General features: G+C 67.6%; 26 protein-coding genes. 15 read left to right on the top strand and 11 right to left on the bottom strand.

What is annotated here, in order from left to right; translation table 11 throughout:
- A partial coding sequence (locus Q7T84_RS08605; RefSeq protein WP_304807768.1) for a penicillin-binding transpeptidase domain-containing protein occupies positions 1–1,224 on the top strand: 1,224 nt, incomplete at its 5' end.
- A 115-nt stretch (positions 1,225–1,339) separates the two neighbouring features.
- Here the strand turns inward: Q7T84_RS08605 and Q7T84_RS08600 are convergent.
- The 4 genes from Q7T84_RS08600 to Q7T84_RS08585 all read right to left on the bottom strand — a co-directional run bounded on the left by Q7T84_RS08600 (position 1,340) and on the right by Q7T84_RS08585 (position 3,930).
- Positions 1,340–1,960 carry a carbonic anhydrase gene (locus tag Q7T84_RS08600; RefSeq protein WP_304807766.1) on the bottom strand — a complete coding sequence of 207 codons (621 nt, stop codon included), beginning with the start codon at positions 1,958–1,960 and terminating at the stop codon, positions 1,340–1,342.
- Positions 1,953–2,594 carry a maleylacetoacetate isomerase gene (gene maiA / locus Q7T84_RS08595; RefSeq protein ID WP_304807764.1) on the bottom strand — a complete coding sequence of 214 codons (642 nt, stop codon included), beginning with the start codon at positions 2,592–2,594 and terminating at the stop codon, positions 1,953–1,955. The genes Q7T84_RS08600 and maiA overlap by 8 nt, the downstream gene beginning before the upstream one ends.
- Entirely contained in the window at positions 2,591–3,274 is a 684-nt protein-coding gene (locus tag Q7T84_RS08590; RefSeq protein ID WP_304807763.1) for a fumarylacetoacetate hydrolase family protein, read from the bottom strand. Before Q7T84_RS08590 ends, maiA begins: the two co-directional genes overlap by 4 nt.
- A 65-nt stretch (positions 3,275–3,339) precedes the next feature.
- Positions 3,340–3,930 (bottom strand): DUF4142 domain-containing protein, encoded by a 591-nt coding sequence (locus Q7T84_RS08585; RefSeq protein WP_304807761.1) that lies wholly within the window; start codon positions 3,928–3,930, stop codon positions 3,340–3,342.
- Positions 3,931–4,010: 80 nt separating this feature from the next.
- Between Q7T84_RS08585 and Q7T84_RS08580 the strand changes: the two genes are divergently transcribed.
- Positions 4,011–5,258: a CaiB/BaiF CoA transferase family protein gene (locus tag Q7T84_RS08580; RefSeq protein ID WP_370653636.1), complete on the top strand. Its 1,248-nt coding sequence runs from the start codon at positions 4,011–4,013 to the stop codon at positions 5,256–5,258.
- Between the two features lie 74 nt (positions 5,259–5,332).
- Positions 5,333–6,130: an alpha/beta fold hydrolase gene (locus Q7T84_RS08575; RefSeq protein ID WP_304807757.1), complete on the top strand. Its 798-nt coding sequence runs from the start codon at positions 5,333–5,335 to the stop codon at positions 6,128–6,130.
- Here the strand turns inward: Q7T84_RS08575 and Q7T84_RS08570 are convergent.
- Positions 6,127–7,542: an HWE histidine kinase domain-containing protein gene (locus Q7T84_RS08570; protein WP_304807755.1), complete on the bottom strand. Its 1,416-nt coding sequence runs from the start codon at positions 7,540–7,542 to the stop codon at positions 6,127–6,129. The genes Q7T84_RS08575 and Q7T84_RS08570 overlap by 4 nt on opposite strands.
- Positions 7,543–7,732: 190 nt before the next feature.
- On the opposite strand from Q7T84_RS08570, the gene Q7T84_RS08565 reads away from it, so the two are divergent.
- The 4 genes from Q7T84_RS08565 (at position 7,733) to Q7T84_RS08550 (ending at position 9,393) form a co-directional block, all read left to right on the top strand.
- The gene (locus Q7T84_RS08565) at positions 7,733–8,053 is read left to right on the top strand and encodes a DUF883 C-terminal domain-containing protein (protein WP_304807753.1); all 321 of its coding nucleotides are present in this window, start codon (positions 7,733–7,735) and stop codon (positions 8,051–8,053) included.
- Entirely contained in the window at positions 8,050–8,445 is a 396-nt protein-coding gene (locus tag Q7T84_RS08560; protein ID WP_304807751.1) for a hypothetical protein, read from the top strand. Before Q7T84_RS08565 ends, Q7T84_RS08560 begins: the two co-directional genes overlap by 4 nt.
- A gap of 75 nt (positions 8,446–8,520) precedes the next feature.
- A complete protein-coding gene (locus Q7T84_RS08555) occupies positions 8,521–9,156 on the top strand; it encodes a superoxide dismutase (RefSeq protein ID WP_304807747.1) in 636 nt (211 codons plus the stop codon).
- 63 nt (positions 9,157–9,219) lie between these two features.
- The gene (locus Q7T84_RS08550; protein ID WP_082532120.1) at positions 9,220–9,393 is read left to right on the top strand and encodes a DUF1328 domain-containing protein; all 174 of its coding nucleotides are present in this window, start codon (positions 9,220–9,222) and stop codon (positions 9,391–9,393) included.
- Positions 9,394–9,447: 54 nt separating this feature from the next.
- Here Q7T84_RS08550 and Q7T84_RS08545 read toward each other — a convergent pair whose 3' ends face one another.
- Positions 9,448–10,230, bottom strand: a complete 783-nt coding sequence (locus Q7T84_RS08545) for a metallophosphoesterase (RefSeq protein WP_370653635.1) — start codon at positions 10,228–10,230, stop codon at positions 9,448–9,450.
- Positions 10,227–11,108 (bottom strand): diacylglycerol kinase family protein, encoded by an 882-nt coding sequence (locus tag Q7T84_RS08540; RefSeq protein WP_304807743.1) that lies wholly within the window; start codon positions 11,106–11,108, stop codon positions 10,227–10,229. Before Q7T84_RS08540 ends, Q7T84_RS08545 begins: the two co-directional genes overlap by 4 nt.
- Positions 11,109–11,320: 212 nt before the next feature.
- On the opposite strand from Q7T84_RS08540, the gene Q7T84_RS08535 reads away from it, so the two are divergent.
- Entirely contained in the window at positions 11,321–11,680 is a 360-nt protein-coding gene (locus Q7T84_RS08535; RefSeq protein ID WP_304807741.1) for a YMGG-like glycine zipper-containing protein, read from the top strand.
- Positions 11,681–11,771: 91 nt separating this feature from the next.
- Positions 11,772–12,218 (top strand): OmpA family protein, encoded by a 447-nt coding sequence (locus tag Q7T84_RS08530; protein ID WP_304807739.1) that lies wholly within the window; start codon positions 11,772–11,774, stop codon positions 12,216–12,218.
- 208 nt (positions 12,219–12,426) lie between these two features.
- Here Q7T84_RS08530 and Q7T84_RS08525 read toward each other — a convergent pair whose 3' ends face one another.
- Positions 12,427–12,777, bottom strand: coding sequence for a hypothetical protein (locus Q7T84_RS08525; protein WP_304807737.1), 351 nt, complete (start codon positions 12,775–12,777; stop codon positions 12,427–12,429).
- Positions 12,778–12,923: 146 nt separating this feature from the next.
- On the opposite strand from Q7T84_RS08525, the gene Q7T84_RS08520 reads away from it, so the two are divergent.
- Both Q7T84_RS08520 and Q7T84_RS08515 read left to right on the top strand, forming a co-directional pair.
- A complete protein-coding gene (locus Q7T84_RS08520; protein ID WP_304807735.1) occupies positions 12,924–13,118 on the top strand; it encodes a hypothetical protein in 195 nt (64 codons plus the stop codon).
- Positions 13,119–13,136: 18 nt separating this feature from the next.
- A complete protein-coding gene (locus tag Q7T84_RS08515; protein WP_304807733.1) occupies positions 13,137–13,406 on the top strand; it encodes a hypothetical protein in 270 nt (89 codons plus the stop codon).
- Positions 13,407–13,476: 70 nt separating this feature from the next.
- Here Q7T84_RS08515 and Q7T84_RS08510 read toward each other — a convergent pair whose 3' ends face one another.
- Both Q7T84_RS08510 and Q7T84_RS08505 read right to left on the bottom strand, forming a co-directional pair.
- A complete protein-coding gene (locus Q7T84_RS08510; protein ID WP_304807731.1) occupies positions 13,477–13,650 on the bottom strand; it encodes a DUF1328 family protein in 174 nt (57 codons plus the stop codon).
- Between the two features lie 81 nt (positions 13,651–13,731).
- Positions 13,732–14,529, bottom strand: a complete 798-nt coding sequence (locus Q7T84_RS08505; RefSeq protein ID WP_304807728.1) for a response regulator — start codon at positions 14,527–14,529, stop codon at positions 13,732–13,734.
- A gap of 226 nt (positions 14,530–14,755) precedes the next feature.
- Between Q7T84_RS08505 and Q7T84_RS08500 the strand changes: the two genes are divergently transcribed.
- Genes Q7T84_RS08500 through Q7T84_RS08485 form a run of 4 tightly spaced genes read left to right on the top strand, consistent with a single transcriptional unit; the run spans position 14,756 to position 17,472 of the window.
- Entirely contained in the window at positions 14,756–14,944 is a 189-nt protein-coding gene (locus Q7T84_RS08500) for a NepR family anti-sigma factor (RefSeq protein ID WP_304807726.1), read from the top strand.
- Complete coding sequence (locus Q7T84_RS08495) at positions 14,944–15,549, top strand: sigma-70 family RNA polymerase sigma factor (protein ID WP_304807724.1); 606 nt, start codon at positions 14,944–14,946, stop codon at positions 15,547–15,549. Before Q7T84_RS08500 ends, Q7T84_RS08495 begins: the two co-directional genes overlap by 1 nt.
- Before the next feature lie 9 nt (positions 15,550–15,558).
- Positions 15,559–17,283 (top strand): sensor histidine kinase, encoded by a 1,725-nt coding sequence (locus tag Q7T84_RS08490; RefSeq protein ID WP_304807722.1) that lies wholly within the window; start codon positions 15,559–15,561, stop codon positions 17,281–17,283.
- A gap of 51 nt (positions 17,284–17,334) precedes the next feature.
- A complete protein-coding gene (locus Q7T84_RS08485) occupies positions 17,335–17,472 on the top strand; it encodes an entericidin A/B family lipoprotein (protein ID WP_304807720.1) in 138 nt (45 codons plus the stop codon).
- A gap of 52 nt (positions 17,473–17,524) precedes the next feature.
- Here Q7T84_RS08485 and Q7T84_RS08480 read toward each other — a convergent pair.
- Positions 17,525–17,943, bottom strand: a 419-nt coding sequence (locus tag Q7T84_RS08480; protein WP_304807718.1) for a CheR family methyltransferase, incomplete at its 5' end; no start/stop codon positions are given.

Genomic DNA, 17,943 nt, shown 5'->3' with positions numbered 1-17,943 from the left:
ACCATAGATGCTGGCCTGCAAACGCGCCTGGAACCGCTCGCCGCCCAGGTCGCCCGCGCCCAAGGGCCGGAAGCCACCGCCGCGATCCTGGTGGTGGAGATCGAGAGCCGCGCCGTCCGCGCCGCCGTCGGCTCCGGCGGCCTGCAACGGCCGGGCGGTTGGATCGACATGACACGCGCCGTGCGCTCCCCCGGCTCGGCCCTGAAGCCCTTCATCTACGCCTTCGCCTTCGACGACGGGATCGCTGCGCCCGACACCCAGATTGACGACGCCGCCCGCCGGTTCGGCGACTACCAGCCAGAGAACTTCGACCGTGTTTTCCGCGGCAAGGTCACCGCCCGCGAGGCCCTGACCAACTCCCTGAACGTCCCGGCGGTGGAACTGCTGGACAAGGTCGGCCCCAGCGCCTTCGAGGCCCGCGTCGATGCGGCCGGCGTCAACCTGGTCCGCCCCAAGGCCCAGACCCGCTCGGCGGGCCTGGCGCTGGCCCTCGGTGGCGTCGGGATCACCATGCGCGACCTGGCGGTGCTCTACGCCGCTCTGGGCGACGGCGGCGTCGCCAAGCCGCTGGCTTGGACACAGGCCGAGGCCGAGCGCCGCCAGCGCCAGGGCGGCCGGCGGCTGATACGCGCCGAGGCCGCGACCCAGGTGCTGGACATCCTGCGCGAAACCCCGCCGCCGGCCGGCTCGACACCCGCCGCCCTGACCAAGGGCCGGCCGGTTATGGCCTTCAAGACCGGCACGTCCTACGGCTTCCGGGACGCCGTCGCCGCCGGCGTGGTCGGTCCCTATGTGATCGTGGTCTGGACCGGCCGTGCGGACGGCGGCGCGCGCGGCGGCCTGACCGGCCGCGACGCCGCCTTGCCGCTTTTATTCGACACCGCCGACCTGATCGACGCCCCGGCCTCCGCGCCGCGCCCAATCGCGCCGCGCGCGGCCCCCGAGGCGCTCGCCAAGCTCGAACAGCGCCAGGAGGGGCCACGGCTCATCTTCCCGCCGAACGGCTCGAGCGTGCAGGTCGAGGCCTTCGGGCCGACCTCGCGCGGCTTGGCGCTGGCGGCCGGCGGCGAGAATCTGTCCTGGTACGTGGCGGGTGAGCCGCTGGCGCCCGATCCGGTCAGCGGCCGGGTGATCTGGCGACCCAATGGGCCGGGCTTCTACCGGATCACCGTGGTCGACGGAGAGGGCCGCAAGGCCACGGCGCGGGTGCGGATCAAGGGGTAGAGAAGAAAGACCCCTCACCCAGCCCCTCCCCAACGGAGAGAGGAGAAGAAACATTCCTCTCCCCGGGAGAGGTTAGGTGAGGGGGCGGCGCGCAGCGACGCGAACTGACCCCCGCTCAGCTCTCGTCGATGATCTTTTCCAACGCCTTGGGACCCGAGATCGCGCAGTTCATGTCCGTGACCAGTCCATTGGCGATCGAATAAACCCAGCCGTGGACGCACAGGTCCTGGCCCCGCGCCCAGGCGTCCTGGACGAAGACGTCGGAGGCGACGTTGCGCACCTGGCGTATGACATTCAGCTCGATCAGCCTGTCGAGCCGCTCATGGTCATGCAGCGACTCGAGCTCGACGCGGTTCTCGGCATAGACCTCGCGGATCGGGTGCAGCCAGTGATCGACCAGGCCGCGGCGCTTGCCGTCCACGGCGGCGGCCACGCCCCCGCAGCCATAGTGGCCCACCACCATGATGTGCTTCACCTTCAGCACGTCGACCGCGAACTGCAGCACCGACAGGTAGTTGGCGTCCTGGGGTGGGGCGAGGTTGGCGACGTTGCGGTGAACGAACAGCTCACCCGGATCGAGATTGACGATCTCATTGGCCGGCACCCGGCTGTCCGAGCAACCGATCCATAGATATTCCGGGCTCTGCTGCGCGACCAGGCGCTTGAAGAACCCCGGATCGACAGAGAGCTTTCCGGCCGCCCAGATGCGGTTGTTCTCTTTCAGGTCTTCAAGCATGGACGGCGTCCGGTTGTTTGTCGGGGTGGGCGGCGGCGAAGGCGGGATGCTGGGCGGCGTGATCGGCGGCCGCCCGGATCGCCGGGAACGGGGTCAGGTCCACCTCGAACCGGCGCGCTGAATAGACCTGCGGAACCAGACAGCAGTCGGCGATGGTCGGCCGGTCGCCGAAGGCGAAGCCCTGGCCATGCTTTGCGATAACCGGCTCGAGCGCCGTGAAGCCGTCGATGATCCAACCCTGGGTCCAGGCCAGGATACCAGCTTGGTCGATGCCCATCTTGCTCAGAGCCCGACCGACCCTGGTGTTGTTCAAGGGGTGGATATCGCAGGCGATCACCCCGGCGATGGAACGCACGGTCGCGCGGTCCAGCGGAGCTTCTGGCAGAATGGCTGGATCGGGGTAGGTCTCCTCCAACCACTCCAGGATCGCCAGGCTCTGAGTAAGAACCTGTCCTCCGATGTCCAGCGCCGGCGTCAGGCCTTGCGGGTTCACGGCGCGATAGGCCGGCTCCCGCTGCTGGCCCGCAAGCAGATTCACCGCCGCATAGTCGTAGGCCACGCCCTTGAGGGCCAGTCCGATACGGACGCGGTACGGCGCGGTCGCGCGCCAGGCGCTGTGCAGGACAAAAGTCATTCGGCCACCTCGAAACTAAGCTTACCCACGCCCTCGATCTCGCCCTCGACGACATCGCCCGGTACGAGCGGGCCGACGCCCTCCGGCGTGCCGGTGAAGATCAGGTCGCCGGGCGCGAGGGTCCACAGCTTGGAGGCCTCGGCGATGATCTCGGCGACGTTCCAGATCATGTCGGAGACCGCGCCCTGCTGGCGCAGTTCGCCGTTCACGCAGATGGCGATTCGACCCTGCGGCGGGGGGCCTTCCCACTTTCGGATCGCCGAGATCGGGGCGGAGGCGTCAAAGCCCTTGGCCGCGTCCCAGGGATGGCCCTTGTCCTTGGCCGCGTTCTGTAGATCGCGGCGGGTGAGATCGACCCCGACGGCATAGCCGTAGACGAGGTCCAGCGCCTGATCGACGGCGAGATCGCGGCCGCCGCCCTTCAGGGCCACGACCAGTTCGATCTCGTGATGCAAATTGCTGGTGCGCGAGGGATAGGACACGGCCTGGCCCGGCGGGACGATGGCGTCGGCGGGCTTGGCGAAGAAGAACGGCGGGTCGCGATCATCGCCCCCCATCTCCTTGCGGTGGGCGGCGTAGTTTCGGCCCACACAGAGAATCCTCCGAATGGGGAAGACAGCCGCCTCCCCCTCGACGGGCGCGGTTGTCGGCGCGGGCGGCGGCAGGACGTAGGCGGTCATACCGCCGCCATACGCCCGGAGGCTCATCCTGTGAACCCCCGCCGCCGCCCCTAAAGGCCTAGCGCCTACTTCGTGGCGTCGCGCAGGGTCTTGGCGTGGTCGTAGTGCTGCTGCACCGTCGGGGCGGTTGAGGCCGCAAAGGCCTTGATCGCCGGGACGTCGCCATCCTGGGCGTAGCGTTGCATCAGGTTCAAGGCGCCCTGATGGGCGTCGACCTGGTTCTCAAGATAGGCCTTGTCGAAATTGGCGGCCTTCTTGAGATCGTCGAGCTTGGCCTGCAGGTCGGCGGGCAGGACCGTGACGAGCACCAAGGTCGTCTGATTGGCGTCGGCGATCGCCTTCTTGAGCGCGGCGGTCGACTTGGTATGGGCCGCGATCATATCGGCCGCGAACTTCTTCACCTCGGCGTTCTTGGACGTGGCCTGGGCCAGCTTGGCGGCCTCAATCTCGAACAGGTCGCTGGCCGACGCCTTCTCGACGAAGACCGGGGCGGCGGCCTCATCGGCCGGCGTGGCGATGGTGGCGGCGGGATTGGCGTCAGGAGTCGCCGCCTGTTCCGCGGGCGTCGCAGCGCCCTTGGTCTCGGTCTTCTGGCCGCAGGCGGCGAGCGAAAGGGCGGCGATGGCCGCGCCCGCGATCAACAGGGAACGAGTCATGGGTTACTCCTGGCATTGACAGACGAAGGGTCACGCGGCTCCAAACAAGCTGCGCACGTCTCCAAACTCACGGATGCGTGATGAGTTCCGGGGAGGGTGAAAACGTGACCGAAGCCAACAGCGCCGAGGCGCCAGCCAACGAAGGCCCCCTGAAGGGTCTGCGCGTCATCGAAATGGGCACCCTGATCGCCGGCCCCTTCTGCGGCCAGATCCTCGGCGATTTCGGCGCGGACGTGATCAAGATCGAAGACCCCAAGGTCGGCGATCCGATGCGTCAGTGGGGCCGCAGCCTGCCCAAGGGCCTGTCGCCCTGGTGGCCGGTGATCGGCCGTAACAAGAAGTCCGTCGGCCTGAACCTGCGCACGCCCGAGGGTCGGGCGATCGCCGAGACCCTGATCGACGGGGCCGACGTGCTGATCGAGAACTTCCGACCCGGCACCATGGAAAAGTGGGGCATGGGCTATGAGGCGCTGGCCGCCCGCAACCCGCGCCTGATCATGGCCCGCGTCTCTGGTTTTGGTCAGACCGGCCCCTATGCCAGCCGCGCCGGCTATGGCCTGATCGGCGAGGCGATGGGGGGGCTGCGTCACGTCACCGGCGAGCCGGATCGCCCGCCGGCCCGCGCCGGCATCTCTATCGGCGACAGCCTGACCGCCATGCACGCGGTCATGGGGATCACCATGGCCATGCACGCCCGCGAGCGTACCGGCCGCGGCCAGGTGGTCGACGCCGCCCTCTATGAGAGCGTCCTGGCGGTGATGGAGAACCTGGTCACCGAGTACGACCTGACCGGCTATGTCCGCGAGCGCTCAGGCTCGGTCCTACCCGGCATCGCGCCGTCCAATGTCTATCCGTGCGCGAACGACGAGATGATCCTGATCGGCGGCAATGGCGACACCGTCTATGCGCGGCTGTGCGAAACCATGGGCCGACCCGAGTTGGCGCGCGATCGCAAGTTCGTCGACCACGCCGCCCGCGGCGCCAACCAGGCCGAGCTCGACCAGATCATCAGCGCCTGGACCCGGACCCAGTCTCTGGACGCCTTGCTGGAGTTGCTGGAAACCAAGGGCATCCCGGCCGGCCGCATCTTCCGCGCGCCGGACATGCTGGAGCACGAACAGTTCAAGGCTCGCGAGTCGATCATCGAGACCGACCACCCGGTGTTCGGCAAGATCAAGATGCAGAACGCCTTCCCGAAAATGTCGGAGACCCCCGGCGCCGTCCGCTGGCCCGGCCCCGACCTTGGGCAACACACCGACGAGGTGCTGACCGACGCTGGCCTCGCCCCCGAGGCTATCGCCGAGCTACGGGCGAAGGGCGTCGTCTGAGGCGGCCTCTCAATCTGGTTGACCCAGAAGCCCGGGGCGCCGCCCCATGCGAAAAATCAGGAGGTATCCGCCCCATGCCCGTCGCGACCGTCAACGGCCTCTCGCTCTATTTCGAACGCGCCGGGACGGGCGAGCCGCTGCTGTTTATTTCCGGCACCGGCGGGGACCTGCGCAACAAGCCCAATCAGTTCGACGGGCCGTTGGCCAAGGCCTTCGACATGATCTCCTACGACCAGCGCGGCTTGGGGCGTTCGGACAAGCCGGACCGGCCCTACACCATGGCCGACTACGCCGACGATGCGGCGGCCCTGATGGAAAGCCAAGGCTGGGACCGCGCCCACGTCGTCGGGGTTTCGTTCGGCGGCATGGTCGCCCAGGAGCTGGCGTTGCGGCATCCGCGGCGGGTTCGTCGCCTGGTGCTCGCCTGCAGCTCGCCCGGCGGGGCGGGGGGCGCCTCGTTCCCCTTCCACGAGATCGGCCATCTGGAGGGCGAGGCCAGGGCCAAGCACCTGACCCCGTTCTCCGACACCCGGCGCGACGACGCCTGGGCCAGCGCCAATCCCGACGCCTACGCCAAGCTGATCGCCATGGGCTCGACTGACCCGTTCGCCGGCGAGCCCGGCCGCCGCGAGGGCGCCATGCGCCAACTGGAGGCGCGCGCCGACCACGACACCTGGGAGCGACTGGCGCAGATCACCGCCCCCACCCTGATCGCCGGCGGCCGCTATGATGGCATCGCCCTGCCGGAAACCCAGGAACGCATGGCCGGCCAGATTCCCGGCGCGGAGCTGCGGTTCTTCGAAGGCGGTCACCTGTTCATGGTCCAGGACCGCGCGGCGACCGCCGCGATGATCGCCTTCCTGAACCGCTAGGTCTTGGCCAGCAGTGCGGCGACAGCGGCGGCGACCTGGGTGACGTCGTAGGGCTTGCGGATGACCGGGGCGTCGAAGCCGAGCGGCGCGCCGCCCGCCTCGCCGTAGCCGGTGGCGAAGACAAAGGGCACGCCGCGCGCGGCCAAGGCCTCGGCCACCGGCGTGACCGACAGGCCGTTCAAATTGGCGTCCAGCACGGCGGCGTCAATCGGACCGTCCAGCAGGCTCATGGCCTCGGCCAATTCGTAGGCGGGTCCGACGATCTCGGCGCCGGCCTCGGCCAGTCCCGTTTCCAGCTCAAGCGCCAACAGGACCGCGTCCTCGACGATCAACACCCGCGCGCCGCGCAGATCGGTCGAGCCGCTGATCACCGGCGTCGGGGCTATGGGTTCCTGAACGGGCGTCTCGGGCATCAGCTCAGGACTCTCGACCACGGCCGCGGGACCGGCGCGTAGCCGAACGCTCACCCCCGCGCGGCGATACTCGACCTCGGCCTCGCCGTTCAGCTCCCGCCCGGTCACCTGGTTCAGCAGCGTCGTGCCGAACCCGCGATGGATCGGCAGGGAGACCGGCGGCCCGCCGCTTTCGGTCCAGAAGAGTTCGAACCCTCCGTCGGCGATCCGCGCCCAGCGCACGTCCACGCGGCCGTTCTCGACCGACAGCGCGCCGTACTTGACCGCATTGGTCGCCAGTTCATGCAGCGCGAGCGACAGCGCATTGGCGGCGCGCGGCGTCAGGAAGAGCTCGGGCCCCTCCCATCGGGTCTGGCCGGGTGCGATCCCGCCCAGCTCGGCCGCCGCCAAGTGCGCCACGCCCGCGCCACGCCAACGCGCCGCGGTCAGCAGCTCATTGGCCGAGGCCATGGATTTCAGCCGGCCGGCGAAGGTCTTCAGGAAACTGTCGAGCGAGGTCGTCCGCTTGGCGGTCTGCTGGGCAAGGGCCTGCACCGCCGCAAGGACGTTCTTCACCCGATGATCCAATTCCAACATCAGAGCGCGGCGGCGATCTTCCTCGGCCCGGCGCTCGCTGATGTCCTGGGTCACGCCGCAAACCCGAAGCGGCCGACCCTTCTCGTCGCTGACCAGTATGCCCGACGATCTCACCCAGACGACGCGGCCGTCACCCTCCCGGATGCGCCGATACTCGACCTCGAAACGCCCCTCTGCGCGCAGCGAGCGTTCCATCAACTTGCGGGTCTTGTCGCGGTCTTCCGGGTGCACCCCCCGATAGAGGACATCGCCTTTTTCGGCGGCGACCTCCCCGGCGGGCAGATCGGTGATTTCCGCCATGCGCTCGCTGATGTGCAGGACATCGGCGACCATGTCCCAATCGTACTCACCCAGGCGAGCGGATTGCAGCGCCAACTTCAGGCGCTCACGGTCCAGGTTCGGTTCAGCGGCGGGCGGCGCCATGCGGTGACCATAAAGCCGGGATCGAGTCAGAGCGACAGGAACCACAAGTTGTATGCCTTCTTTTGGTTTGACGCATCCCAAACGGCTTTCCGCATGCCTGGGAACCGCCTATTGTCTCTGGCGTTCCGGCAATGCTCACATGCCACCTCAAGGACCCCTTGAGTCCGCCCGCAGTACTGGAGAGACCGAAATGGCCACCAACGCCGCCGATTACAAAGATGAAGCCAAGGCCGCCGCCCATTCGGTCGCCGAGTCCGCTCATAAACTGTCGGGCGAAGCGCAACGCAGCTTCAACGACGCCGCTAAGCGCTTCGAAAAGGTCGTCAGCGAGGGCCTGGACCAGATTCGCGCGCAGTCGCGCACCTATGCAGACAACGCCGGTGAGCATCTCGACGACGCTCAACGCTATGTGGTCGAACGCGTGAAGGAAAAGCCCCTCGTCGCCGCCGGCGCCGCGCTGGGCGTTGGTTTGCTGGTCGGTATCTTGCTGGCCAGCGGCCGTAACCGTTGATCCTGAAGAAGACGATCTACTACGCCGTCGCCGTCGCCGCGCTCGCCGCGGCGGCTACGGTCTGCGTGGTGTTCCTGGCGCTCGCGCTCTACGCCGGGTTGGTGCAGCATATCGGCCCAGCCTGGGCGGCCGCGTCCGTCGCGGCCGCGGCCTTGACCGTGACAGTGGCCCTCTCGGCCCTGCTGCTTGGCAAGTTCCTTCGCCATCCGGAGGGCCAGACACAGGAACCCGACTTGACGATGCGGGTGTTCGAACTCGCGCGGGACAAGCCATGGGTGGCGCTCGGCGCGCTCGGTGCGCTCGGCGCGGCGGCGGCGGTGGCGATGCGGAACCCGCGCGTCACCAGCGCGGTGATCACCACCTTGCTGGCCAGTCGCATCGGCAAGAAATAAAGAACCAAACCGGACGCTCGGGGTTTCAATGGGACTGCGGGCTCCGGCCTCACTCCTCTCCCCCAGGAATGTCCTATGTTTGAATTGCCCGACCTCGCCTACGACCACGCCGCGCTCGAGCCAGTGATCTCAAAGGCGACGATGCATCTGCATCACGATAAGCACCACAAGCGCTATGTCGACGTCACCAACCAGATTCTCGAGGAAAAGGGCCAGAAGCCCGCAAGCCTCGAGGACGTCGTGCGCGAGACCGCGGGCAAGGCCGACGCCCGCAAGCTGTTCAACAACGCCGCCCAGTCCTGGAACCACGCCTTCTTCTGGGTCTGCATGACCCCGTCGAAGCAAGCGCCCAGCGGCGACCTGGCCAAGGCCATCGATCGCGACTTCGGCGGGCTTGAGAAGCTGAAGGACGAGTTCGTGAAGGCCGGCGTGGCGCACTTTGGCTCGGGCTGGGTCTGGTTGGCCGCCGAGGGCGACACCCTCAAGATCATCGACACCCACGACGGCGAAGACCTGCTCCCCAACAAGGGCCTGACGCCGCTGATCGTCTGCGACCTCTGGGAACACGCCTACTATCTGGACCACAAGAACGACCGCGAAGCCTTCCTGAAGGCCTGGTTCGACGCGCTGGCCAATTGGGCCTTCGCGGCCGACCAGTATGCGGCGGCGCGCGGGACGGGCGAAGCCTGGCGTTATCCGCTTCCGGCCTAGACGTAAGGAACAACCGAGGCTTGGATACGTTCTAGATACCGGACACAAATTCGGAGGAACGACATGCTTGGTTGGGCTTTGACTTTCCTGGTGGTCGCCCTGATCGCCGGCGTACTTGGGTTCACCTCCATCGCAGGCGCCGCGATGGGTGTCGCCAAGATTCTATTCTTCGTCTTCCTTGTGCTGTTCGTGGTTTCCCTCGTCATGCACATGGTTCGCGGGCGCGGCGCCTTATAGCCAGCCCGCCCAGGACGTGAGACTGCAGCGCCCGCCCCCTCCGGGGCGGGCGTTTTAGCGTCTACGGTCCAGAGACCAGGTCCGATATGGCGTATAGTGCGAGCGTTCCCAGGCCTGGGCGATCACGCGGATCTCGTCCTCGTCGACCTCGATGATGTTGAACCCGGCCGGCACGCCGCGCTCACGCACGGACAAGGTGCCCGCTCCCACCGCATAGGTCTTTCCGTCGCCGAACGGATAGGGCCAGGCGAACGGCACATGGATATGGCCTGACAGCACCAGATCGACACGGCATTCGGCGAGGGCCTGGGCCGCGGCGGGCCCGCCCCAGACCCGGCCGGTCATCGGGCCGCCGATCATCTCGGTCAGCGGGTGATGGCAGACGAGGATCTTCAGCTTGTCTTGCGGCCCGCCGCACAGCCAGTCCGTCGCCTCGCGGGTCTGACGGCGTGAGATCTGCCCCTTGGACCAGTTGGCCCGAGGCTGCACGCCCCGGGCGGTGTTCAGCCCCCGGACCATGAACGCCGGCGCCACGTGGGTCTGGGCCTCGACCGGTCCGATCAACCGCTTGAACCGGGCGAAGGGCGTGAAGAACCGCTCCCACCAGGCCAGGTAGGGCGCATCGTGATTGCCGGGGCAAACCAACACCGGTGCGGGAAGGGTCTTCAGCCACGCGGCCGCGGCCTCGAACTCGCTGCGCGCCCCGAACTGGGTCAGGTCCCCCGAGACGATGGTGAGGTCGAATCCGCCTTGAGCCACCAGCTCGGCGGCCGCCGCGACCGCGACGACGTTCTCGCCGCCAAAATGGATATCCGATAGATGGGCGATCCTGATCACGCCGCGGGCTCCGGCGGCGGGGCCAGGATGCGGGCGACCTTCGGACGCCACTCGACCTTGGCGGTGGAAGACAGCCGCGCAGGCTCGCCGTCCAGCACCGCCGGGATCCGCCCCGCCGCCCAAACGCTGGCCGTCTGGCAGGCATGGGTCTCGACCGACGGGTCTATCCGCCAATCCGACATCAGGGCGTTCAGCCCGATCCGGGCGGCGTCCATGATGCTCTTGGGATCGATCACCGCCGCTTCCAGCGCCTGATCATGATCGGACATCGCCTTGGACGCCAACGGGCAGAGGAAGGCCAGCGCCTCGGCCTTACCCCTAGGCCCGCCGTCCAGCGCATAGCGCAGCCGCCCGGAGAAGGCGCGGGCCCAGGCGCGCTGCGAGCGTCGCCAGGCCACGGTCAGGCGCCGCTCGCGCATCGCTTCGCGGGCCGGCGCCCACAGCGCCGGCGAGCCCAGGATCGCCGCCACCAGGAAGTCTCGGCCATCGATCCGGCCACCGCCGATCGACCGCTCGCGCCCGGTCTCGAGCGCTCCGCGCAAGGCGTCCTGCCAGGGCGTCACGCCATAGACCGCATGGGGCAGCATGTTCATCGTACCGCCTGGCAAGGGGGCGATCACCGGTCCATCCGGACCGGCCATCTCCGCCGCGGCGCGCGCCGTGCCGTCGCCGGCCAGGATCACCAGCAGATCGGGATCGGCGTCGACCGCGTCCCGCAGGCAGCGGGTCAGCTCACCGCCTTCGGGGGCGCAGACATTCGCCTTCAGCCCCAGTTCGGACAGCAGGGCTCTCATCTCGTCCGGCGCGCCGGCCGATACGCTGCCGGAGGCGATGTTCACCACCACCTCGACGCGGGAAATCTTGGGCTTCGCATCCATGATCGCTCAGCCCGCAGTTCGTCGGGCCGAGCCGACGACGCTCTCGGCCCCGAGTTTATCGCGCAGGCCAAGGCCTGGAAGGCGACGCTGGGGCATGGTGGCTACTCCGTTTACTTCCCGAGCCTAACGGTGACGCCTGATGCCGGTTCCGACCGGAACCTGCATTCAAGCTGAGCGTTGGCTCCGGCGGGATATGTTCAAGGAGAGCCCATATGCTCAAGGCCCTTTCGCTTAAGCCACTGATTGCTATCGCCGCCGCAGGCCTTCTGGCCGCGGCCTGCACCACCACAGGTAATGTGGAACGCAACGCTGGCGCGGGGGCGGCGCTCGGCGCGCTGGCCGGCGCCGTGATCGGCAACAATGTTGGCAGCGGTGACGCGGGAACCGGAGCGGCCATCGGGGCGGCGCTGGGCGGCGGGGCCGGCGCGTTGCGCGGCTGCCGCCAGGATGGCGGCTGTGGCGCTCAGCCGAGCGCCAATCATCGCCAATATTACGATGAGAACGCCGGCCGGTATTATTACTACGACTCCCAGTCGGGCCGCTACTTCTGGGAAAACGGCAGTCCGCGCTGACGGCGGCGTCTAGACTAGCTTAGCTGGGGCGGTCAGTTATGCTGACCGCCCTTTCCGTTACGCATGGGGCTTGAAGACTATGGGGCTAGGAATGAGGACTTCATCGATCATCGCGGTCGTGATTGGCGCCGGCCTAGCTGTCGCCGGCTGCGCGACGCCCACCACGCGTGATCAAATCGTGAAAGTGCCGGCGGCCTGCGAAAACCTGACGGTGCAGATCTATTTCGAGCCGGACAGCTCCGAAGTGACCACCGAAGGCCAGGCCGTGCTGAACCAGGCCGCCCTCCAGGCCAAGCCATGCAAGGTCAACCGCGTGCTCGTCCTGGGCCTAGCAGACGCCGTGGGCGCGCCAGCGGCCAGTCTTGAAGTATCGAAGAAGCGCGCGGCGTCGGTCACCCGGGCCCTGAACGCCACTGGTCTGCCGGCGGCGGAATTCGATCTGGCGGCCGCGGGTCAAACCGGCGCCGTCAACGCCGAGGGCGACGCGCGCCTGCTGCGTCGCCGCGCCGACATCACTATCGAGCTTAGCAACCCGTAAGGCCGCCGCATCGGCAAAAAGAGAGGCGGGCCCAGTGGGTCCGCCTGTTCAAGTCTGCATCATCGAGAAAAGGGGTGCGGAGGCAGCAGACCGGCCTGGAGGCCGGCCTCAAGTCGGGGGGGGCGTCGCCGCCTCCGCAATCCATAAACCCGCCCCCATGCCGATCGTTCCCGCTGCACGCGAAATTTTTTCGCGCCTCGTTTCGTACCTATTCGATGACGGGCATGGCGTTGAATTCGGCCAGGGTCAGCGGCGTGGTGAGGGCCTCGCCGTCCACCCGCACGGATGAATAGGCAAGGCTGCGCGGACCTCCGGCCCGCGGCCCCTTCGGGCGCACCAGCACCTGGGCCGGGGAGCCGTCCCGACGCAGGGTGACCCGCTCCACCTCACCCAGCACGACCCCGCCGCGCCCTAGAACGGTGCGGCCGACCAGGTCCGAGGCGGTCGATCCGCCCTGGGCGGCGTTGACGCCGGAGGTGGAGGCGGAGGGCGCCTGAGCCTGGACCGGCAGTGCGCCGGCCGAGACGAGGCCCGCGGCGATGAGAAGCGTGGTCTTCAATCGAGTCATACCCTCAAGATAGGCGATCCATCGCCCCAATCGAAGCCCTGCCAAGCAGATGTGTTTCGGCGAGTTGGGGAACACCGGCGACTCCGGCACGTTAGCCAGATGCGGGTCACTAGCCCGTCTTGTCAGGTGTAAGGGCCATGATCGGCGCCCACGACGACCCGCATAACCAGATGATCTCGCAGGGCGGCAGATCCGCCGGGCGACGCTGGACGGCGCTCGCGGTGATCTTCGCCGTAGCTCTGGCCGGCGCGTTGCTGGGACAGATGTCGGTGGTCCGCAACGATGCGGCGCGGCCGGCGCCACCTGGCCCGTTCAGCCTGCTCCCCAACTAGATTCAGGAGACGACCTCCATGGCCATTCTTTCGCGCGACTCCACCCGTCCCACGCTTAGCGCCTCCAGAGCCCGGCAAGGTCGGGTTGGCCTCCAAATGGTCTGGGTGTTGGTGGTGTCGACGGGTCTGGCCGCGCTCGCCCTGTTCGCCGCCTGGTCCTGGAGAGCCGACGACTTGGCGTCCACCGCGCCGAATAACGCCCGGGAAGCCGCCGACGCCACGGCCTTCAACATGGGTGATCCAGCGGCCCAGCAAACCACGCCATCGCCGAACACCGCGCCTCGATAACTCCGCCTTCCCGGCAAGAAAAAACGGCCGCCCATCGGGCGGCCGTTTTCCTTTGGCGTCGTCATGCGCCCTAGAGGACGGATTGCCCCTTCACGGCCCGAACCACGAAGCTGACCACCAGCAGCACCAGGAAGATCACGAACAAGACCTTGGCCACGGTGGCGGCGAAGCCCGCAAGGCCCACGAAGCCGAGGAAGCCAGCCAACAAGGCAAGAACGGCGAACAGCAGAGCCCAACCAAGCATCGAATTCTCCCACATATGAAAACGCCGCGCCGTGGTGGGCGCGGCGCTTCGAAGAACGCAGGGGACCGGCGGCCGTTCCGGTCAGGCCGCCTTGCGCGTATTCCTCGGATGGAAGAACAACGCTTGGCCGATCGCCGCCTTCACCGTCTCCGGTTGGAAGGGCTTGGTGATCAGGAAGGTCGGTTCCGGCCGCTCGCCGGTTAGCAGGCGTTCGGGGAAGGCGGTGATGAAGATCACTGGCACATCGAAGCGCGCCAGAATGTCCTTCACCGCGTCGATGCCCGACGAGCCGTCCGCGAGTTGGATGTCGGCGAGCACCAGACCCGGCGTCTTGCGGGCCACGGCGTCGACAGCTTCGGTGCGAGTGGCGGCGATATCCACCACCGTATGGCCGAGTTCAGTGACCAAGGCCTCGATGTCGGCGGCGATGACGGGCTCATCCTCGATGATCAGGACATCGGTGGCCAATTCAGCGTCAATCTCCGATTGGGCCTCGGCGATCAGCCGCTCGACCTCGGAGAAGTCCACGGCGAGGATCTGGGCAGCCTCTGAAGGGGTGAAGCCTTCGAGCGCGGTCAACAGAAAGGCTTGGCGCGAGCGCGGCGCGATACGCATCAGTCGGCGGCTGGCGTCCTCGACGCCCGAGCCGTCGTCGCTCGGCGCTTCAAGCTGGGCCCCGGTCGACAGCCAGATGGCGTGAAAGACATGGTAGAGGGCGACCCGGGGGGTGAGGCTCTCCTCCAGGACCCGATCACCGGCGGCGACAGCTTCCAGCGCGACCCGGACATAGTGGTCGCCAGTGGTCTGATCGCCCGTGAGCGCGCGCGCATAGCGGCGCACATAGGGTAGATGCGGCGCCAGTCGGGCAAGAAGACTCAAGGTAAAACTCCTCCCTAGGAGATGAAAATTTTACGCCCACAGGGGAACGATCCCCCATGGGGCTACATCATGTGCTCCAAACGTCGCCTTTGGGAACCGGTTCCCTCAGAATATGGTTTTCCCCATGCTATATGCGGCGGCATGGAACCCTGGGTGGGGTGAGGCGTTGACGGGCGACGATAACGAACCGAGGGGGCGGGCTCCGCGAAAGCCGGGCGCCGATGCCATGATAGAACAGCGAGCCACTGAAGATCGGCGCCATGCGCCGGCGGCGTTGGACGAGGCCCGGCTGCGTCAGCAGGCGATCGGCGTGCGCCTGCGTCAAATGTTCGACGAAGTCGTCAGTGAACCGGTCCCGGACGAGTTCCTGGCCATCCTTCGTCAAGCCGACAAGAAGACCGCGGAGAATGGCTGATGGCCGGCGACAGCAAGGCCCGGCCACCTACTGATCCGGCGACTGACGAGGCGTTCAAGCGCGAACTCGTCAAGCTCATCCCGCATCTGCGCGCCTTCGCCAGGACCCTGGCCGGCGAGCCGGCGGGCGCTGACGACCTGGCCCAGGATGCGATGATGAAGGCCTGGGACGCCCGGGCCAGTTTCCAGATGGGCACCAACATGAAGGCCTGGACCTTCATGATCCTGCGCAACCAATTCTATTCGGAAAAGCGCCGGTCCTGGCGCCAGACCCAGCTCGACCAGGATGCGGCCGAACGCACCCTGGTGGCGGTCGATGACCCCGAAGCCCCGGTGGCGCTGGACGAACTGCGCCTGAGCCTGGCGCAATTGCCGCCCGAACAGCGCGAGGCCCTGATCCTCGTGGGAGCCGGCGGCTTCGCCTACGAAGAGGCCGCCGATATTTGCGGCTGCGCGGTCGGCACGGTGAAAAGCCGGGTGAGCCGCGCGCGTCGAGCGCTCCACGCTATTCTTGAAGACGGCTCATACGTGCGGGACGGGAGCGCGGCGGGAGACGCCATGAGCTCGATCCTGGCCGACGCGGAGCGGCTGAGCACGGTGCGTTAGGCCGAGGGAATGGATGTTTCGCCTTGGGGTTCCCTATCCACCATCCGGGTCCGGCTGACGGCGGCGCTGGCCGCCGCCCTATTGCCTGTCCTGGTGCTCGGGGTTCTCCAATCGGGGATCGCCTTCCGACGCGAAAGCACCCAGCTTCGCGAAGAACTCGCCGCGGCGTCCGAACGCAGCGCCGCCACCGCCCGCGCGCGGATGGAAGCCGCCGACATTCTGCTCGAAACCCTGGCGCCCGGCTCGGTCGGCTTTAACTGCGCCCAGCGGCTGGCCGAGGTGACCGCGCGGATTCCCGGCTATTCCAACCTGATCCGCTTCGATCGTCGCGGCCGCGTGGCCTGCGCCGCCGGCAACGTGCCCGCCGACCCGATCCGCGCCACCCGCCCCTGGTTCCAGAGCCTGGCCGCTGGCGACAGCCTAGTGATCACCCGCGATCCGGGCGCGTCCTACGCCAACATTCCAGCCCTGCTGGCCGCGGTGCCGGCCACTGACCCCCGGGTCGGCTTTGACGGCGCCCTGGTGGCGGTGATCTCGCTCGAGAGCCTGGCCCCGCGCACCGCCGACCGCTCGCTGCCCAAGGGCGCGGAGGTGGCGCTGGTCGACGGCGCCGGCGGCTATATCAACGCCACCGACAAGGAGGCCTTCCCCGACTTGCCGGCCGACTGGCGGGAGAAGGCCCAGAAGCAGGGTTCGCTGGTCTGGTACGATCGCGACCTGCTCGGCAAGCAGCGGGTGTTCTCGGCCGCGCCCTTGGTCGGCGACCAACTCTATGTCGTGCTCTCGGCACGGTCGGGCGGCCTGTTCTCATGGGCGACGCTCAATCCGCTCACCAGCATCGTCTTCCCGATCCTGACCTTCATCTTGGCGCTCGTGGCGGTGTCGGTGGTCACCGAACGCGTGGTGATCCGCTGGATCGCCTACCTGCAGCGGATCGCGGCGCTCTACGCCCGCGGCCGCCTGAGCGTTCGCCCCGTCCACGCCGAACGGGCCCCGCCGGAGATCCGCGACCTGGCCGAGACGCTGGAAGACATGGCAGACGCCATTGTCGGCCGCGACGCCTCCCTGCGCGATTCGCTGGCGCAGAAGGACGACCTGATGCGTGAGATCCACCACCGGGTGAAGAACAACCTCCAGGTCATCTCCTCCCTGCTCAGCATGCAACAGCGCGCGCTGACCGATCCGGCCGCGCGGGCGGCGATGTCGGACACCCGCCAGCGGATCACCGCGCTGGCCCTTATCTATCGCGCCCTCTACCAGGGGCCGGACCTGAAACGCGTCGATCTGCGCGCCTTCCTGGAAGAGCTGACCGCCCAGTTGATCTCCGCCGAGGCGGTCCAGGGCGCTCACGTCCGCACCGAGATCCATGTCGACGACCTGGTGATCGACCCCGACCGGCTGGCGCCGCTGGCCCTGTTCGCGGTCGAGGCGGTCACCAACGCCCAGAAGCACGCCTTCGCCGGAAAGGGCGGGACCCTGAGCGTGAACTTCAAGGTGCATGGCGACGAGGCGGCGCTGGAGATCAGCGACGATGGAAACGCCCCCGAAGACGCCCTGAGCACCTCAGGCGTCGGCCGCACCCTGATGACCGCCTTCGGGCGTCAGTTGCGGGGCCGGGCCGAACTGGTGCGAAACGAAAAGGGCGGTATCACCGCGCGGCTGGTGTTCCCGACTCCGACCGCAGAACTGGCGATCAAGCGCGCGGCGGCCATGGGGAACCAGGCGGCAGCGTAGCCGTTACTGTGCGGCAAGTTTCACCATAGCTCTAAAAGAGAGAATACGCTCATGCGCAAGCTCGTCATCCTGGCCGTCCTGGCCGCAAGCCTGTCGATCACCGCCTGCAACACCGTCTCTGGCGCAGGTAAGGATGTGAAGGCTGCGGGGACCGCCGTGACCAACACCGCCGAAGACGCCAAGCACTAGCTTCCGCACTCGGCGAAAAGCCCCGCTTCGGCGGGGCTTTTACGTTCGGAGGCTACGCCGCGACCCGGAAATCGGGATTGCGCGCATAGAGGCCCGGCCGCCCGTCCACCGGGTGGAAAGCCTCACCCAGGCTGGCGGCGCTCTCATTGCGACCCAGGAACAGATAGCCTTCGGGACTGAGCGCCCGGGCCAAGTTTTCCAGCAGACGGGTCTTCATCGGCTCGATCAGGGCCGACAGCACATAGCGGCAGAAGATCACGTCGAACCGGCCGGCGGTCGATAGGTCTGCCACGAGGTTGATCCGCCGCCAGCGCACCATCTGGCGCAGGCGCGGAGAAACGCCCCACATCTCGTCGGACTGTTCGAAGTGACGCACGAGCATCCGGATCGGCAGGCCGCGCTGCACCGCGAACTGGGTGTAGAGGCCGCTTTGGGCCTGTTCGTGTTGGCGCTCGCTGAGATCGGCCCCGA

Source organism: Phenylobacterium sp. (assembly GCF_030654915.1).
Taxonomy (GTDB): domain Bacteria; phylum Pseudomonadota; class Alphaproteobacteria; order Caulobacterales; family Caulobacteraceae; genus Phenylobacterium.
Note: the sequence above shows the minus strand (reverse complement) of the source record. Positions and strands in the feature narration are given on the sequence as shown.

Excerpts from the sequence above, each read along its gene's own strand:
- Q7T84_RS08600 (WP_304807766.1), bottom strand. The coding sequence starts at position 1,960 with ATGCTTGAAGACCTGAAAGAGAACAACCGCATCTGGGCGGCCGGAAAG.
- maiA (WP_304807764.1), bottom strand. The coding sequence starts at position 2,594 with ATGACTTTTGTCCTGCACAGCGCCTGGCGCGCGACCGCGCCGTACCGC.
- Q7T84_RS08590 (WP_304807763.1), bottom strand. The coding sequence starts at position 3,274 with ATGACCGCCTACGTCCTGCCGCCGCCCGCGCCGACAACCGCGCCCGTC.
- Q7T84_RS08585 (WP_304807761.1), bottom strand. The coding sequence starts at position 3,930 with ATGACTCGTTCCCTGTTGATCGCGGGCGCGGCCATCGCCGCCCTTTCG.
- Q7T84_RS08580 (WP_370653636.1), top strand. The coding sequence starts at position 4,011 with ATGAGTTCCGGGGAGGGTGAAAACGTGACCGAAGCCAACAGCGCCGAG.
- Q7T84_RS08575 (WP_304807757.1), top strand. The coding sequence starts at position 5,333 with ATGCCCGTCGCGACCGTCAACGGCCTCTCGCTCTATTTCGAACGCGCC.
- Q7T84_RS08570 (WP_304807755.1), bottom strand. The coding sequence starts at position 7,542 with ATGGCGCCGCCCGCCGCTGAACCGAACCTGGACCGTGAGCGCCTGAAG.
- Q7T84_RS08565 (WP_304807753.1), top strand. The coding sequence starts at position 7,733 with ATGGCCACCAACGCCGCCGATTACAAAGATGAAGCCAAGGCCGCCGCC.
- Q7T84_RS08555 (WP_304807747.1), top strand. The coding sequence starts at position 8,521 with ATGTTTGAATTGCCCGACCTCGCCTACGACCACGCCGCGCTCGAGCCA.
- Q7T84_RS08550 (WP_082532120.1), top strand. The coding sequence starts at position 9,220 with ATGCTTGGTTGGGCTTTGACTTTCCTGGTGGTCGCCCTGATCGCCGGC.
- Q7T84_RS08540 (WP_304807743.1), bottom strand. The coding sequence starts at position 11,108 with ATGGATGCGAAGCCCAAGATTTCCCGCGTCGAGGTGGTGGTGAACATC.
- Q7T84_RS08535 (WP_304807741.1), top strand. The coding sequence starts at position 11,321 with ATGCTCAAGGCCCTTTCGCTTAAGCCACTGATTGCTATCGCCGCCGCA.
- Q7T84_RS08530 (WP_304807739.1), top strand. The coding sequence starts at position 11,772 with ATGAGGACTTCATCGATCATCGCGGTCGTGATTGGCGCCGGCCTAGCT.
- Q7T84_RS08520 (WP_304807735.1), top strand. The coding sequence starts at position 12,924 with ATGATCGGCGCCCACGACGACCCGCATAACCAGATGATCTCGCAGGGC.
- Q7T84_RS08515 (WP_304807733.1), top strand. The coding sequence starts at position 13,137 with ATGGCCATTCTTTCGCGCGACTCCACCCGTCCCACGCTTAGCGCCTCC.
- Q7T84_RS08510 (WP_304807731.1), bottom strand. The coding sequence starts at position 13,650 with ATGCTTGGTTGGGCTCTGCTGTTCGCCGTTCTTGCCTTGTTGGCTGGC.
- Q7T84_RS08500 (WP_304807726.1), top strand. The coding sequence starts at position 14,756 with ATGATAGAACAGCGAGCCACTGAAGATCGGCGCCATGCGCCGGCGGCG.
- Q7T84_RS08495 (WP_304807724.1), top strand. The coding sequence starts at position 14,944 with ATGGCCGGCGACAGCAAGGCCCGGCCACCTACTGATCCGGCGACTGAC.
- Q7T84_RS08490 (WP_304807722.1), top strand. The coding sequence starts at position 15,559 with ATGGATGTTTCGCCTTGGGGTTCCCTATCCACCATCCGGGTCCGGCTG.
- Q7T84_RS08485 (WP_304807720.1), top strand. The coding sequence starts at position 17,335 with ATGCGCAAGCTCGTCATCCTGGCCGTCCTGGCCGCAAGCCTGTCGATC.